Genomic DNA, 15,331 nt, shown 5'->3' with positions numbered 1-15,331 from the left:
ATTCCAGCAAGCTCCCAGCTACGCCGCAGTGGGGTAGCAGCCTATTTAGAGACGCTCGACATCGTGACTGACCTGGCAGCTCCCCGCACGACCGAGGTGGCCGCGCGTTCGGCGCGCAGCTATGTCCTCGACATCGTGATTCCCGTCTACAACGAGGAGCGAGATCTCCCGGGAAGCGTGCGCCGGCTGCATCATTTTCTGGCCACCGAGGTGCCTTATCCGTCGCGAATCACGATCGCCGACAACGCCAGCACCGACAGTACGTTGACGGTCGCGGAGTCGTTGGCTGACGAGCTGTCCGATGTCGACGTGATTCACCTCGACGCCAAGGGCCGCGGCGGTGCGCTGTACACCGCGTGGATGGCCTCAGATGCCGACGTGGTCGCCTACATGGACGTCGACCTGTCCACCGACCTGTCTGCGTTGATGCCGCTTGTGGCGCCGCTGATTTCGGGTCACTCCGACATTGCGATCGGTTCACGATTGGCGGCGTCGTCACGTGTGGTGCGGGGGCCGAAGCGCGAATTCGTTTCTCGCAGTTACAATTTGATTCTGCGTGGCGTGTTGGGCGCCAAGTTCTCCGACGCGCAGTGCGGGTTCAAGGCCGTGCGGGCCGAAGTGGCGCGTCAACTGTTGCCGCACGTCGCCGACACCGGCTGGTTCTTCGACACCGAACTGCTGGTGATCGCCGAGCGGGCGGGGTTGCGCATCCACGAGGTTCCTGTCGACTGGGTCGACGATCCGGACTCGCGGGTCGACATCGTCCGCACCGCGGTCAACGACCTCAAGGGCTGCTGGCGGGTGGGCCGCGCGCTGGCGACAGGCGAGTTGCCGATCCGCGAGTTGCAGCGCAGCCTCGGCCGCGAGCCGCTGGTGGTCGGGGTGCCGCGCGGCATGGTCGGCCAGATGGTGCGGTTCGGCATCGTGGGCATCGCGAGCACGCTCGCCTTCGCCCTGCTCTATCTGTTGCTTCACCCCATGATGGGCGCGCAGGCCGCGAACCTCGCCGCGTTGCTGTTGACCGCGATCGCCAACACCGCGGCCAACCGGGCCTTCACGTTCGGCATTCATGGCCGTACCGGCGTCGCGCGGCATCAGTTGAACGGTTTGTTGGTGTTCGTGTTCTGTCTGGCCGTCACCAGCGGCTCGTTGTTCGTGCTGCACCGGTTCGATCCGACGGTCGGCAAGGTGGTGGAGTTGTCGGTGCTCGTTGGGGCGAACCTCGTCGCGACGTTGATCCGATTCGTGGCGCTGCGAAGGGTTTTCAGCGCCTAACTCTCTCCACCGTCGTGTGGATCTCGTCGATCGACCACGGCGGCGAGCCATTGTGGTCCCGATACGCAAGGATCGACGGTGTCTGGCGGTCGAAGCATCCGACGAAACCGCCTGCGGCAACGAAGGTTTGTCCCGTCACATTCCTGGCGAGATCGCTGGCGAGATAAACATAGGTCGGCGCGACGTACTCGGGCGGCGGAGCGTCGAGCGCCGCCTGCATGCTGACGTCGTCGAGCAGACCACGGCGATTCAGCGCGGCGATGTGGTCTTCGTACTCGGTGCCCGTCGACAACCGCGTCTTTGCGCCAGGGCAGACGACGTTCGCACGCACACCGTGCTCCTTCAGTTCGGCCGCGATCGCCATCGTCAATCCGTTGACGCCGCCCTTGCCCGCCGGGTAACCGGTTCCGCCATAGTCGCCGAGATATGCGAACGAACTGGTGTTGATGATCGAACCGCCACCCTGCGCAACCATCTTCGGCGCCGCCGCTCGGCATGTCTCGAAGGTCGTGCCGAGATGCGAGTCCACCAGGTCGCGGAATTGTGCACTGGTCACGGTGAGGATCGACTCGCTGGCCAGCCCGGCGGTGCCCGCGCAGTTCACCAAGATGTCGATCCGGCCGAACTCTTGGACGCAGGTGTCGATCAACGCCTCCGCGACGGCGGGTTCGGCGGGAGAGCCTGCGAACGCGACGGCGCCCGTAATGAGTTGGACCGCTTCGGCGGCCGCGTTCTTGTCGCGTCCGTTGACCACCACGCCGGCGCCCTGCTGTGCCAGGAGTTCCGCGACGGCAAGACCGACGCCGCGGGTACCGCCAACCACGACGGCTCCGCGGCCGGCGAGAAGCGCGCTAATCCTTGTTGTCCGGCTCGGAAAACTGCATGGTGTCCATGTTCCAGTAGCCGCGCAGGTTGGTGATCAGGCCGGCGTCGTTGACCTTGTAGGTGAACACGCCGCGCACCGTGGCGACCATGCCGTTCGGAAACTCGGTGCGCAGCACCAGAATGTAAGCGATCTCGGTCGGCGAGCTCGAGGGGAACGTCTCCTCGCGTGTGACCGTCAGCCCGTTCGGGCCGATGTTCGCGTCGTAGAAGGCCGCAACCGCATCCTTGCCACGCACGCCTGCGCCGCCAGGATTGGTGAACGCATCGCCGATCGGGTCCTCGATCATGATGTCGTCGGCCATCAGAGCCAGCCACCCGTCCCTGTCGCCGGATTGCACGCAGCGCCATGACGATTCCGACGCGGTGACGACCGGTGTCTTCTCGACTGTCTCCTGACTCATTTCACTCCTTTGTTAGATGGCGCAGGCGGCGCGGGCGCCGTCCTCGGTGGCCTTGCGGATCAGCCCGAGCCCGGTGCAGTCGCCAGCGGCGTGCCGTACATGGTCTCCATCGGAGACATCACCAACCGGTTGCGCAGCGTCATCGAGCCGATCCGGCCCGGCCGCAACAGGTGGGTGAACCCGCGGGCCACCGCTACCGGTCGTCGTCGGTGTAGCGGATCACGCCGCGAATGTTCTTGCCGTCCAGCATGTCCTGGTAGCCCTCGTTGATCTGCTCCAGCTTGTACTGCCGGGTGATCATGTCGTCGATGTTGAGCTTGCCCGCCTTGTACATCGACAACAGTTGCGGGATGTCGTAGTGCGGATTGCCGCCACCGAAGATGGTGCCCTGCAGGTTCTTCTGCATCAGCGTGAGCATGGCCAGGTTGAGCGTCACCTGCGTGTCGAGCAGGCTGCCGATCGCGGTCGCGACGCACGTTCCGCCCTTGGCGGTGATCATCATGTAGTTGTCGATGTCCTCGCCGTGCAGCTCACCGACCGTGACGACGACCTTGTGGGCCATGAAGCCCGCGGTGACCTCGGCGATGCCCATCAGGGCGGTGTTGATGTCCGGATAGGCATGGGTAGCACCGAATTTCAGAGCTGCGTCACGCTTCCATTCGACCGGCTCGATGACGAAGATATGCCGCCCGCCGGCATTGACCGCACCCTGCAGGGCCGACATGCCCACACCGCCGACCCCGACGATCGCGACGTCCTGGCCGGGCCGGATGTCCGCAGTGCGCACCGCGGAGCCGTATCCGGTGGTCACGCCGCAGCCAACCAGGCAGGCCACCTCGAACGGGATCGACGGGTCGATCTTCACCACCGAGCTCTTGTGTACAACCATGTACGGCGAGAACGTGCCAAGCAGCGTCATGGGAAAGACGTTCTGGCCCTTGGCCTGGATCCGGAACGTGCCGTCGGAGACGGCGGCGCCGTTGAGAAGCCCTGCACCCAAGTCGCAGAGGTTGCGTAGCCCCGCCTGACACGACGGACAGTGTCCACACGACGGGATGAAGGACAGCACCACGTGGTCGCCGGGGGCGACTTCCTCCACTCCAGGCCCGACCTCGGTGACGATGCCGGCGCCCTCATGGCCGCCGAGCACAGGAAAGCCGCCCATCGGGATGCCGCCCGTGACCAGATGATGGTCGGAGTGACACATCCCCGACGCCTCCATCTGGATCTTCACCTCGTCCTTGACGGGGTCGCCGATCTCGATCTCCTCGATCGACCACGGCTGGTTGAACTCCCAGATGAGAGCGCCTTTTGTCTTCATCCGCATGTGCCTTCCGCTAGAGCCACTGACCACAGACTAGAGGCATTAGTTAGGTGCGTCACACCCACCCCCAAGCAACCGCTTGGCCGGGAGTCACCAGATCGGCACCGGCGCCTGTCCCAGCGGGTAATAGCCGGGCAGCTTCTCCCCGGCCATCGCGCGTTCGATCCGCTTCTGCATACCGGCGCTCAGATCGCCGGAGCCGATCAGCTGGCCGAACATGTGGGAAACGTGGCCGAAGTCGAAGAAATCGCGTTGCCACTCGATCTTCAGATTGGCGGTCAACCGGAACCAACTGCCGCCGATTCCGTAGATCTCATCCTGGGTGCCGTCGGTCTTGTTGACGATTTGCTTCCAGAACCCGACGATCTCGCCCTGCTTGTCGTCGACGAGCACCTTCTGGTACTCGTACACCCAGTTCTCCAGCCCCTCCATCTCCAAACCCAGTGCGACGTCGCGGATTTCATCCTTGCCGACGCACATGACGTCTTCCTTCGGACCGATGTTCCAGCCGTACGTGGCGTCGTCTGTGTAGAACTCAGCCAGCGGTTTCCAGTCACCCTTGCGCTCGCATTCGCGGTTGGCTTCCAGCCACTCTTCGACCCACTTGTCGAGGTCCGCACGCGGCAATGACGGCATAGTCAGTCCTTATCTTCTTTGATGGACAGTGCTTGGGTGGGACATGCCCACACGGCTTGTTCGATCTGGGCCCGATCTTCGTCGGGTGGTTCGTCATTGAGGATCTCGACCTTGCCGCGCTTGGGTACCGTGAAGTAGTCGGGGGCCTCGACCTCGCACATGGCGTGGCCCTGGCAGAGATCTAAGTCAACTTCCACTCGATAGGACATCAGTCCTCCCTACTTGGCGCGCCTGCGGTAGCGGGCCCTGGCCGGACGCTCGAGTTGCACGACCATCTTCGAGTGGTCGTTGCGGTACGAGTCGGCCGGCTGTGCCATCTCGAATTCGTACTCGCGCAACAGAACCGAGAAGATCGCCTTGATCTGCATTTGGGCGAACGCCGCGCCCACACAGCGGTGCCGTCCCGCGCCAAACGGTATCCACGTCCATCGGTTTGCGATGTCCGCCTGCTCGGGTTTGTTGTAGCGGTCCGGAAGGAACGCGTCCGGGTCGGGGAAATCCTCGGGAATCCGGTTGGAGACAGCGGGGGAGGTCGCGACGAAGTCGCCCTTGTGGATCGGGAAGCCCTGCACCTCGAACTCGCCCTGCGCGACCCGCATCAAGATGATCAGTGGCGGGTGCAGGCGCAGCGTCTCCTTGACGACGTTGTCGAGCTTCGGAATCTGGCGCAGCGCATGGAAGCTCACCTCCTGGCCGTCTGCGTAGAGCTCATCGAGTTCGGCCCGCACCTCGGCGTAGACCTCAGGGTGGCGGATCAGTTCGATCAGCGTCCACGCCGATGTCCCGGAGCTGGTGTGGTGCCCGGCGAACATCAGCGAGATGAACATGCCGGTGACTTCATCGGCGGAGAACCGCGGCCTGCCTTCATCGTCGCGAATCGACACCAGCACGTCGAGCATGTCACGGTCGGCCTTGTCTTTCGGCGGATTTGCCAACCGCTGGTCCATGATTTCCTGCACCAGCGCAACGAGTTTCACGCGCGCCTCGTCGCGGCGCTGAAAGCTCTCGATCGGCAGGTACGGGTCGACGTAGCACAGCGGGTCGGTGCCGCGCTCCAGATCGTGGTAGTACTCGGCGAACCGGTGATCGAGCTGTTCGCGAAACTTCAGGCCGATCAGGCACGCCGTCGAGGTGTAGATGGTCAACTCGGCGAAGAAGTCGAGCAGTTCGATCTCGCCTTCGTCACCCCAGTTGGCGATCATCTTCTTGACTTCGCCCTCGATGGTGGCCGCATGGCCCTTCATCTGCTCACCGCGCAGCGCCGAGTTGTGCAGCATCTCCTTGCGCCGCTCGGGGCTCGCGTCGAAGACCACGCCCTTGCCGAAGATCGGCGTCATGAACGGGTAGGCCTCGGCCTGGTCGAGATCCTCGTCGGCCGACCGGAAGAAGAACTCGTTGGCCTCGGCGCCCGACAGGAAGATGACGTGCTTGTCGACCAACTGGAACCAGCCGACGTCCCCGCATTCCTCACGGATGCGCTTCATCAAACCGATTGGGTCGGTGCGGAACTCCTCGAGGTGGCCGTGCTCTTCCTCACCGCCAGAAACGCGGGGCACAATTGCAGTGGTCATACCGGTGGCATTCCTTCCTCACCCAGCGCAAGCTTCTGCCGGTCCTTCTTGTCGGCTAATGGAGCCTCGGGTTGTAGTTCCATGTTCGCGATGAACCCGCCACGTGGGGTTTCGGCGACGAACGTGATGGCGCGCGCGAGATCCGCTGCCCTCAGGAAATAGTCGTGGCGGGCCTGGCCCCATTTGGCCCAATCTTCGAGTGCAGGCCCGATCAATTCGGCAGGCAGGCTCCAGCCCATGTTGGTCTTGGTCGGACCTGGGTGCACGATCGATGCGCGCACGCCGGTGCCCTCGAGTTCCATCTGGAAGTTGGTCACCATCGCGACCAGTGCGGCCTTGGCTGCGCCGTAGGCACCCATGTGCGGGCGCTGACGAAGTGCGACGTCGGAGCCGACGAAGATCAGGTCGCCGCGTTGGCGCTCGATCATTCCGGGCAGCACTGCGGTGGCCAGCCTGTTGGCGCCGACCAGGTGGACCTGCAGCTGCGATTCGAACTCGTCGGTGCTGATGTCGGCCAACTTGCCGAAGTAGGTATCACCGGCACCTGCCACCAGTACCTCGATCTCGCCGAGCGCCTCGACCGATTGTGAGACAAAGGATTTGACCGAACCGGGGTCGGTGACGTCGAGGTGGAGACCAACGGCCTCGCCGCCGTCCGCGCGGATCTTGCCGACGATTTTGTCGAGCTTCTCAACGCGGCGGGCACCGAGCGCGACGGGAAAGCCGCGCGCGGCAAGCTCGATCGCGGTGGCTTCGCCGATTCCGGACGATGCGCCGGCCACGATGGCTGGTCTGCGCTTGGGCAGCGGTTCAAAGCGGGGCATTTAACGGGTCTCCACGGTGATGGGTAAATGAGCGAATCCGCGGACGTTACTGGAATGAACGCGGACGGCGTTGGCCTCGTCGACTTCATATCCGCGGATTCGCTTGAACAACTCGGCTAGCGCGACCCGCGCCTCCATCCGCGCCAGGTGCGCGCCGAGGCAGAAATGGGCACCGCTACCGAAACTCATGAGTTTGGAACCGATTTCTCGTCCGATGAGGTAGTCATCGGGATTGGCGAAGACTCGCTCATCGCGGTGAGCGGAACCTGGCAGGAGCAGCAGGACGTCGCCGTCGGGAATGGTGGTGTCATACAGCGTCAACTCGCCGGAGACGGTGCGGGCGAGGATCTGACTGGACGTGTCGTACCGCAGCGTCTCCTCAACCCACAACGGCACCCGCTCGAGATCGTCGTAGACGGGCCTCAGCTGGTCAGGGTTCTTGTAGCCCCAGAACGCCGCATTGGCAAGCAGTTTGGTGGTGGTCTCGTTACCCGCGATCACCATCAGGAACATGAAGCCGAGAATTTCGTCGTCGGTCAGCCGGTCGCCGTCGATCTCGGCCTCCAGCAGCGCTGTCGTGAGGTCGTCGGTGGGCTTCTTGCGGCGCTCGGCGACCATCGCCTGGTAGTAGACGATCAGGTTGATGGATGCCTCGACCGCCGCCTGCGGCACATCGGTGACGCCTTCATCGCGGTGCATGACCCCGTCGGCCCAAGCGCGGACCTGGGCACGGTCAGGCTCGGGCACGCCCATCAATTCCGAGATGACGTCCATCGGGAGCTTGCCCGCGAATTCGTCGACGTAGTCGAAAGTCTCTGATTGCAAAGCGGCGTCAAGGTGCTGGATTGCGATCTCGGTGACACGCGGCTCCAGTTCGCGGATGCGACGCGGGGTGAAGCCCTTGGACACCAGGGTGCGCAACCGCAAGTGCGCCGGATCGTCCATCGCGAGAAACGACATGGTCTTGGACGCGTGCGGCCCACGCGACGCGGGATCCAGCGACACCCCGAACTTGTTGGAGAGCGTTGTGCTGTTGCGGAAACCTTGCAGCACATCGCTGTGCCGTGACAACGCCCAGAAGCCCAGATCCTTATTGTGAAAGAGCGGAGCTTCGTCGCGCAGCCGCTTGTAGTACGGGTACGGGTCTTCGTGGAAGTCGTAGTCGTACGGGTCGAGCGTCAGCGCACTGGCGTCTACGGTCACTCTTCTTCTCCCAGGATGAGGCCGACCACATAGGTGAGGCGGTCGGCGATCTGGTGGTACGTGACGACGCCGCTGCCCGCATGGACCAGGGCGCCGAAGTAGGTCATCTCGAGGGCCGATACCGTCCGCGGGTCTGCGTCCGGTCCGACCGCCGACCGGATGCGCTTGTGGATTTCCGCGCCGATGCGATCGCGCACCGCTCGCACGGCCTGATCACCGTTGCTCAGCAGGGCCGTCGTACACGCGGCCGCGACTTCCGGCTCGTCGGCGATCATCAACGTCAACGCACGCAGCGCCTGCTCGACGCGGCTGGTGCGGCTGTGGTTGACGTCAGTGAAGTAGGGCACTTGCCGCACCAGGTCCAGGTACACCTCGGCGATCAAATGGTTCTTCGACGAAAAATAGGTGTACGCGGTCGCCGGGGCGACCTTGGCGCGGGCGGCCACCGCGCGCACCGTCAGATCGGCGTACGACGACTCGCGCAGCATTTCGACGCCGGCGGCGAGAACCTTGCGGAAGGTCTCCTCCTGGCGGCGGTTGCGTGGCTGGTCTGTGACGGCTGCCACGGCATCGCTGGACACATGTCCAAGTTATCTGACCGGATGGGTCGTAGGCAAGTATGCAGGTGAATTGGGCTGTGCTTGCCACCTGGAGCCTTCGCGGGCTATCGTTCGGGTAAGCCAAGTCGGACAGTTGTCCAGCAAAGAAGCGGAGAGTGGTCATGGGCGTGCGCAGCGATCGCCAGAGTCAACTGCTCATCGACGGCAAGCTGGTGGCGGGCAGTGGGGGCACGTTCCCCACGATCAACCCAGCCACCGAAGAGGTGCTCGGAGTCGCCGCCGATGCGACCGTCGACGACATGGACCGGGCAATCGAGGCCGCCCGGCGTGCGTTCGACGACACGGATTGGTCGACCAACGTCGAACTACGGGTGCGCTGCGTCCGTCAGTTGCAGGACGTGCTGACAAACAACATCGAAGAATTACGGGAACTGACCATCTCCGAGGTCGGTGCGCCACGGATGCTCACCGCCGCGGCGCAGCTGGAAGGTCCGATCGCCGACCTCAGTTTCTGTGCCGACACCGCCGAGTCCTACCAGTGGACAACCGACTTCGGCATGGCCGAGCCGATGGGCATCAAGACGCACCGGACCATTGCCCGAGAGGCGATCGGCGTAGTGGGTGCTATTACCCCGTGGAACTTCCCGCATCAGATCAACTTTGCCAAGCTCGGCCCGGCGCTCGCGGCGGGTAACACCGTTGTCCTCAAGCCCGCGCCGGATACGCCATGGTGTGCGGCCATCCTCGGCGAGCTGGTCGCTGAGCACACCGACATCCCGCCGGGCGTGCTCAACATCATCACCTCCAGCGACCACGGCGTCGGTGCGCTGCTGTCGAAAGACCCACGCGTCGATATGGTTTCGTTCACCGGGTCGACGGCCACCGGTCGCGCGGTGATGGCCGACGGGGCCGCCACGCTCAAGAAGGTCTTCCTCGAACTCGGCGGCAAGTCGGCGTTCCTCGTGCTCGACGATGCGGATCTGGCGGGCGCGTGCTCGATGTCGGCCTTTACCGCATCGATGCACGCCGGGCAAGGGTGTGCGATCACCACCCGTCTGGTGGTGCCGAGGGCGCGCTATGACGAAGCGGTCGAGGCGGCGGCGGCGACCATGGGATCGCTGCGGCCCGGCGACCCGAACGATGCAGGTACGATCTGCGGCCCGGTGATTTCGGCACGGCAGCGGGACCGCATTCAGGGCTACCTGGACTCGGCCACTGACGAGGGCGGCAAGTTCGCCTGCGGCGGCGGCCGTCCGGCCGACCGCGACACCGGGTTCTTCATCGAGCCGACAGTCATTGCGGGCCTTGACAACAACGCGAAGGTGGCGCGCGAGGAGATCTTCGGCCCGGTGTTGACGGTGATCGCGCACGACGGAGATGACGACGCGGTGCGCATCGCCAACGATTCGCCGTATGGGTTGTCCGGCACGGTGTTTTCGGCCGATCCCGAACGTGCCGCGGCAATCGCGGCCCGGATGCGGGTCGGCACCGTCAATGTCAACGGTGGCGTCTGGTACTCCGCGGACATGCCGTTCGGTGGATACAAGCAGTCCGGCATCGGCCGGGAAATGGGGCTGGCCGGTTTCGAGGAGTACCTGGAAATCAAGGCGATTGCCACCGGGGTTTAGCGCCGCCGAGTGGCCAGTTATGACACGCCATTTGGCTGAAACGTGCATCAACTGGCCACTCGACACGAGAAAGGAACAACATGGGTCAGTTCGACGGTCGGTTTACAGACAAAACAGCGATCGTCACCGGGGCGGGTGGCGGCATCGGCCAGGCCTACGCCGAGGCATTGGCCCGCGAGGGCGCCGCCGTGGTGGTGGCCGACATCAACACCGAAGGCGCGCAGAAGGTCGCCGACGGGATCAAGGGTGAGGGCGGCAACGCGCTGGCGGTTCGGGTGGACGTGTCCGATCCGGACTCCGCGAAAGAGATGGCTGCACAGACGCTTTCGGAGTTCGGCGGCATCGACTACCTGGTCAACAATGCGGCGATCTTCGGTGGCATGAAGCTGGACTTCCTGGTCACCGTCGACTGGGACTACTACAAGAAGTTCATGAGCGTGAACATGGACGGCGCGTTGGTGTGCACGCGTGCGGTGTACCGGAAGATGGCCAAGCGGGGCGGCGGTGCGATTGTCAACCAATCGTCGACCGCTGCGTGGTTGTACTCGAACTTCTACGGGCTTGCGAAGGTCGGCATCAACGGCCTGACCCAGCAGCTGGCCACCGAGCTCGGTGGGCAGAACATCCGGATCAACGCGATCGCGCCCGGCCCGATCGACACCGAGGCGAACCGGACCACCACGCCGCAGGAGATGGTGGCCGACATCGTGAAGGGCATTCCGTTGTCCCGCATGGGCCAACCGGATGACCTGGTCGGCATGTGCCTGTTCCTGCTGTCGGATCAGGCCAAGTGGATCACCGGTCAGATCTTCAACGTCGACGGAGGGCAGATCATCCGGTCATGAGTGAGGACATCAAACTCGGCTACATCGGGCTGGGCAATCAGGGTGCGCCGATGGCGAAACGCCTCGTGGAGTGGCCCGGCGGGCTCATCGTCTTCGATGTTCGCACCGAGGCCATGACACCGCTCGCCGAACTCGGAGCCGAATTGGCCGATAGCGTGGCAGATGTCGGGAAACGCGCAGACGTCATCAGCGTTACCGTGCTGAACGACGAGCAGGTACGTGATGTAGTCGGACAGCTGGCGCCGCATGCGAAACCGGGCGCTGTGATCGCCATCCATTCGACGATCGGCGAAGGAGTTGCCGCCGAGTTGGCGAAACAACTCGAACCCAGAGGTATTCATCTCGTCGATGCGCCCGTCAGCGGCGGTGACCGCGCCGCAACGAAGGGTGAGCTGGCCGTGATGGTCGGCGCTAGCGATGAGGCGTTCAGGCTCGTTGAAAAACCGTTCTCATTGTGGGCGTCGCTGATCGTACACGCCGGAGAGCCGGGCGCGGGTACCCGGATGAAGCTGGCGCGCAACATGTTGCACTTCATTTCGTTCACGGCGGCAGGCGAGGCATTAAAGTTGGCGGACGCGGCGGGCGTCAACCTGCAAGATCTCGGCAAAGTCGTCCGGCACAGCGACAAGCAGTCCGGCGGTGCAGGCATGGTCATGTGGCGAGACGACGCGAAACCACTTGCTCCAGACCACTTCCTGTATCAACCATTCCTGCACAACCGTGCATTGGGTGAGAAAGACCTACGCCTGGCGCTGGCGCTTGGTGAGGCGCTGGGCGTCACACTGCCGCTTGCGGAATTAGCTCTGCAAAACTTCGCCGCCAGCCTCGGCGTTCCTCACACAAAGGAGTAGACGGTGGACGAACTGCGCCGCAAAGGCCTCGAGAAGATGAACGAGGTCTACGGCTGGGAAATGCCGGATATGCCGGGCGATTATTTCGCGCTGACGGCTGACCATCTCTTCGGCACCATCTGGACGCGGCCGGGATTGTCGATGCGTGACAAGCGGATCATGACGCTGACTGTGGTGACGGCACTGGGCATTTCGGACCTGGCCGAGATCCAGGCCAACGCCGCGCTCGCCAACGGTGAGATCACTGAGGACGAACTCAAGGAGATGGCCATCTTTCTCACCCACTACCTCGGCTTCCCGCTGGGCTCCAAGCTCGACGGCGTGGTGGCGAAGGTGACCAAGCAACGCAAGAAGCAGCAGGGCGAGGACAAGAAGGCCAACGTCAACGCGGCGCTGAACATGCACTCCGGGAGCAGCCTCGATGACAAGTAGGTATGCCAGTCTGTCGCGGGAGCAGCTCGCGACGCTGGTCCCGGAGCTGCTGCTGATCGGACAGCTGATCGACCGCTCCGGAATGGCATGGTGCATCAGCAATTTCGGTCGCGAGGAGATGCTGCAGATCGCGATCGAGGAATGGATGGGCGCCAGCCCGATCTACACCAGGCGGATGCAGAAGGCCCTCAAATACGAGGGCGACGATGTCATCACGATCTTCAAGGGCCTGCAGCTCGACATCGGCGCGCCCCCGCAGTTCATGGACTTCCGCTACACCGTGCATGACCGCCGGCATGGCGAGTTCCACCTCGACCACTGCGGTGCGCTCCTCGACGTCGAGCCGATGGGCGAGGACTACGTCCGCGGTATGTGCCATGACATCGAGGATCCGACGTTCGACGCGACCGCCGTGGCCACCAATCGCCGGGCGCAGATCCGTCCGATCCACCGCCCACCGCGGGTGCCTGCCGACCGTCACCCGCATTGCGCGTGGACGGTGATCATCGATGAGTCCTATCCAGAGGTTGAGGACCATCCCGTCCTCGACGTGATACGTCGAACACGTGCTGCCCAAACCGAACTCGACCCGATCGACCCAGACGATGAAGGGCAGTCGGATTACTCCGGCGCTCTGGTCTCGGACCTGGACTTCGGTGCGTTCTCGCACTCTGCGCTCGTGCGAATGGCCGACGAAGTGTGTCTGCAGATGCACCTGCTGAACCTTTCGTTCGTCATCGCGGTCGGCAAGCGCGCGGGTACGAACACCGAACTGGCGACCGAGATCTGCATCAAGCAGCTCATCGGCATTGCGGGCATCGCCGCTGAACGTATTCACCGCGCACTGGACTTGCCCGGCGGCATCGAGGGCGCGGTGCGCACGCTGGAACTGCACCCGATGTTCAATCCGGTCCCGTATGCGACCGCTGAATTCGGCCCGGACACAGTGCACGTCGGCCGCTCGCCGGCGCACGAGGACGGGGCATGGTTGTCGTTGGTCGGGCCGACCGAGAACCGCCCGGTGCAGGCGGCCGTCGCCGCGATCGATCCGCGTCTCGACGTCCAGATCGCCGGAACCGACGATGAGTGGACGGCGCGCATCATCGAAACCGATACGGCGGCAAAGGAACTGCCGGAGGTTTCGGTCGTCCGGGTCAGCGGCGGTTCGACGTTCGCCTTCGAGCACCGAAAGTCACTGCCGCTCACGGTGCTCTGAGCGCTGCACGTACGTCACGATGGCGTTGGTCAATCCACGGCGCGCCATATCAAGGTCGTAGTAGGAACCGAGTTGGCGCTCCGAGGCGAGACCTCGCATAGCACCGGGGATGAACGAAGCGACCTCACGAACCCGGTCGGGATCGACATCGACGTCGCGGAACGCCTCTTGGCACGCTTCGATCCAACTGCGCCCCCATGATTGGAGTTCGGCGGCCGTCTTCGGGTAGAGCCGTTCCAACTCGGCGCCATCGCGGGGCAGTGCGGCCCGCAGCGTCTCGATCGCGCGCGAATCGGGAGCGGACAACCCGTCGAAGAGGAGGTCGATGATGGCGGCCACCCGCTCCCGCAGCGGTGCAGCCGGGGTGGCCCGTGATGGCAATTGTCCGCGCCGCTCCGCGGTGCGGCGCAGCACAGCGGCCCACAAGCCGTCGATGTCGCCGAACTGGTATTTGACCGCGCCCCAGGTCGCGCCGGCGTCTTTGGCGATGCGATTGGCGGAGGCCGCGGCGACGTCGCCGGTCGCCAGGGCCCGCAGCGCCGCCTCGAGCATGGCCTCACGCGTCGCCTGACCGCGGCGGTTGCTCCGTCGTGCGCTGGTCACCGAATCCGACACTTGACGAATAATAGAGCCTTCTGTGATTCTTGTCGACATGGCCAAGCCGCCCCTATCGATGAAGCCGACGGGCTGGTTCCAGGTCGCCTGGTCGGATGAGGTCGGCGTCGGTGACGTCCACGCGATGAAGTACTTCGGCGAGGAGCTGATCGCGTGGCGGTCCGAGGCCGGCCAGGTCACCGTCATGAACGCGTATTGCGAACACCTCGGCGCGCACCTCGGGTTCGGCGGCCAGGTGGTCGGCGAGGTGATCCAGTGCCCATTCCACGGCTGGCAGTGGAACCAAGAGGGCCGCAACGTCTGCATCCCCTACGAGAGCAGGCCCAACCGTGGCCGTCGGATCAAGACCTACCCGGTTGTCGAGCGCAACGAATCGATCTACATCTGGCACGACATCGAGGGTCGCGAGCCGTTCTTCGACCCACCGGACGTGTTCGCCGACTTCCGTGACGGCAGCAGCGCCGCCGACTACTACCCGCAGCAGCGGCTGTTCGAGCAAGGCCACGAGCTGCATCCGCAGTACGTGCTCGAAAACGGTGTCGACTTCGCGCATTTCAAGTACGTGCACCAGACGCCGATCAATCCGATCTTCACCCGCCACGACTTCGCCGCACCGGTGTCCTACGTCGACTTCACCATCACGTTTGAGGGCGATGACCAACAGTCCATCGACGACGTCGGCAGCGGGGTCGAGGCCATCAACGGCGGACTCGGTATCGCGGTGACAAAGAGCTGGGGCATGATCGACAACCGCACCATCTCCGCGATCACACCGGTCGACGAATCCACCTCCGACGTCCGGTTCATGGTCTACATCGGCCGGACTCCCGGCAAGGACACTGCGCGGGCCGCGGAGAAGGCCGCCGAGTTCGGTCAAGAGGTCATCCGGCAGTTCCGCCAGGACATCCACATCTGGTCGCACCAGCGTTATTCCGATCCGCCTGCGCTGTCCAGTTCCGAGTACGAGGGGTTCACGGCGATCCGCAAGTGGGCCCTGCAGTTTTATCCCGACGGCCGCGGTGGGAGTGCCGCAGACCTTGCTTCGACCCATCAGAAGGGATGATC

The 15,331-nt window shown here is 64.0% G+C and carries 18 protein-coding genes; 7 read left to right on the top strand and 11 right to left on the bottom strand.

Annotated features, from left to right (window positions below):
- The first annotated feature begins 63 nt into the window (after positions 1–63).
- Positions 64–1,275: a glycosyltransferase gene (locus MYCSM_RS27435; protein ID WP_015309439.1), complete on the top strand. Its 1,212-nt coding sequence runs from the start codon at positions 64–66 to the stop codon at positions 1,273–1,275.
- On the opposite strand, the gene MYCSM_RS27430 is transcribed toward MYCSM_RS27435, so the two are convergent.
- The 10 genes from MYCSM_RS27430 to MYCSM_RS27390 form a co-directional block, all read right to left on the bottom strand.
- A complete protein-coding gene (locus MYCSM_RS27430; protein WP_015309438.1) occupies positions 1,265–2,098 on the bottom strand; it encodes an SDR family NAD(P)-dependent oxidoreductase in 834 nt (277 codons plus the stop codon). The two genes, MYCSM_RS27435 and MYCSM_RS27430, sit on opposite strands and share 11 nt — an antisense overlap.
- A 28-nt stretch (positions 2,099–2,126) precedes the next feature.
- Positions 2,127–2,561 carry a nuclear transport factor 2 family protein gene (locus tag MYCSM_RS27425; protein WP_015309437.1) on the bottom strand — a complete coding sequence of 145 codons (435 nt, stop codon included), beginning with the start codon at positions 2,559–2,561 and terminating at the stop codon, positions 2,127–2,129.
- Between the two features lie 59 nt (positions 2,562–2,620).
- Positions 2,621–2,752: an NADH:flavin oxidoreductase gene (locus MYCSM_RS38765; protein WP_015309436.1), complete on the bottom strand. Its 132-nt coding sequence runs from the start codon at positions 2,750–2,752 to the stop codon at positions 2,621–2,623.
- A 2-nt stretch (positions 2,753–2,754) separates the two neighbouring features.
- On the bottom strand, positions 2,755–3,882 hold the full coding sequence (locus tag MYCSM_RS27420) for an NDMA-dependent alcohol dehydrogenase (RefSeq protein ID WP_041312760.1): 1,128 nt from the start codon (positions 3,880–3,882) through the stop codon (positions 2,755–2,757).
- A 93-nt stretch (positions 3,883–3,975) separates the two neighbouring features.
- The gene (locus MYCSM_RS27415) at positions 3,976–4,521 is read right to left on the bottom strand and encodes a nuclear transport factor 2 family protein (protein WP_015309434.1); all 546 of its coding nucleotides are present in this window, start codon (positions 4,519–4,521) and stop codon (positions 3,976–3,978) included.
- A gap of 2 nt (positions 4,522–4,523) precedes the next feature.
- Complete coding sequence (locus tag MYCSM_RS27410; protein ID WP_015309433.1) at positions 4,524–4,730, bottom strand: ferredoxin; 207 nt, start codon at positions 4,728–4,730, stop codon at positions 4,524–4,526.
- A gap of 9 nt (positions 4,731–4,739) precedes the next feature.
- A complete protein-coding gene (locus tag MYCSM_RS27405) occupies positions 4,740–6,092 on the bottom strand; it encodes a cytochrome P450 (protein WP_015309432.1) in 1,353 nt (450 codons plus the stop codon).
- Complete coding sequence (locus MYCSM_RS27400; protein ID WP_015309431.1) at positions 6,089–6,916, bottom strand: SDR family oxidoreductase; 828 nt, start codon at positions 6,914–6,916, stop codon at positions 6,089–6,091. The genes MYCSM_RS27405 and MYCSM_RS27400 overlap by 4 nt, the downstream gene beginning before the upstream one ends.
- A complete protein-coding gene (locus MYCSM_RS27395) occupies positions 6,917–8,119 on the bottom strand; it encodes a cytochrome P450 (RefSeq protein ID WP_015309430.1) in 1,203 nt (400 codons plus the stop codon).
- Entirely contained in the window at positions 8,116–8,700 is a 585-nt protein-coding gene (locus tag MYCSM_RS27390; RefSeq protein WP_015309429.1) for a TetR family transcriptional regulator, read from the bottom strand. The genes MYCSM_RS27395 and MYCSM_RS27390 overlap by 4 nt, the downstream gene beginning before the upstream one ends.
- Positions 8,701–8,840: 140 nt before the next feature.
- Here MYCSM_RS27390 and MYCSM_RS27385 point away from each other — a divergent pair, with 140 nt between their 5' ends.
- From MYCSM_RS27385 to MYCSM_RS27365, 5 genes are all read left to right on the top strand, one after another.
- Positions 8,841–10,307: an aldehyde dehydrogenase gene (locus tag MYCSM_RS27385; protein WP_015309428.1), complete on the top strand. Its 1,467-nt coding sequence runs from the start codon at positions 8,841–8,843 to the stop codon at positions 10,305–10,307.
- Between the two features lie 80 nt (positions 10,308–10,387).
- Positions 10,388–11,152, top strand: a complete 765-nt coding sequence (locus tag MYCSM_RS27380; protein ID WP_015309427.1) for an SDR family oxidoreductase — start codon at positions 10,388–10,390, stop codon at positions 11,150–11,152.
- Positions 11,149–12,003: an NAD(P)-dependent oxidoreductase gene (locus tag MYCSM_RS27375; protein WP_015309426.1), complete on the top strand. Its 855-nt coding sequence runs from the start codon at positions 11,149–11,151 to the stop codon at positions 12,001–12,003. The genes MYCSM_RS27380 and MYCSM_RS27375 overlap by 4 nt, the downstream gene beginning before the upstream one ends.
- Positions 12,004–12,006: 3 nt before the next feature.
- The gene (locus tag MYCSM_RS27370) at positions 12,007–12,435 is read left to right on the top strand and encodes a carboxymuconolactone decarboxylase family protein (RefSeq protein WP_015309425.1); all 429 of its coding nucleotides are present in this window, start codon (positions 12,007–12,009) and stop codon (positions 12,433–12,435) included.
- Positions 12,425–13,651 carry a hypothetical protein gene (locus tag MYCSM_RS27365; protein WP_015309424.1) on the top strand — a complete coding sequence of 409 codons (1,227 nt, stop codon included), beginning with the start codon at positions 12,425–12,427 and terminating at the stop codon, positions 13,649–13,651. The genes MYCSM_RS27370 and MYCSM_RS27365 overlap by 11 nt, the downstream gene beginning before the upstream one ends.
- On the opposite strand, the gene MYCSM_RS27360 is transcribed toward MYCSM_RS27365, so the two are convergent.
- Entirely contained in the window at positions 13,628–14,203 is a 576-nt protein-coding gene (locus tag MYCSM_RS27360; RefSeq protein WP_051073953.1) for a TetR family transcriptional regulator, read from the bottom strand. The two genes, MYCSM_RS27365 and MYCSM_RS27360, sit on opposite strands and share 24 nt — an antisense overlap.
- Positions 14,204–14,303: 100 nt before the next feature.
- Here MYCSM_RS27360 and MYCSM_RS27355 point away from each other — a divergent pair, with 100 nt between their 5' ends.
- Positions 14,304–15,329 carry a Rieske 2Fe-2S domain-containing protein gene (locus MYCSM_RS27355; protein ID WP_015309422.1) on the top strand — a complete coding sequence of 342 codons (1,026 nt, stop codon included), beginning with the start codon at positions 14,304–14,306 and terminating at the stop codon, positions 15,327–15,329.
- The last annotated feature ends 2 nt before the right edge of the window (positions 15,330–15,331 follow it).

The organism is Mycobacterium sp. JS623 (assembly GCF_000328565.1).
Taxonomy (GTDB): domain Bacteria; phylum Actinomycetota; class Actinomycetes; order Mycobacteriales; family Mycobacteriaceae; genus Mycobacterium.
The sequence above is the reverse complement of the archived record's forward strand: the minus strand, read 5'-3'. Positions and strand labels throughout refer to the sequence as shown.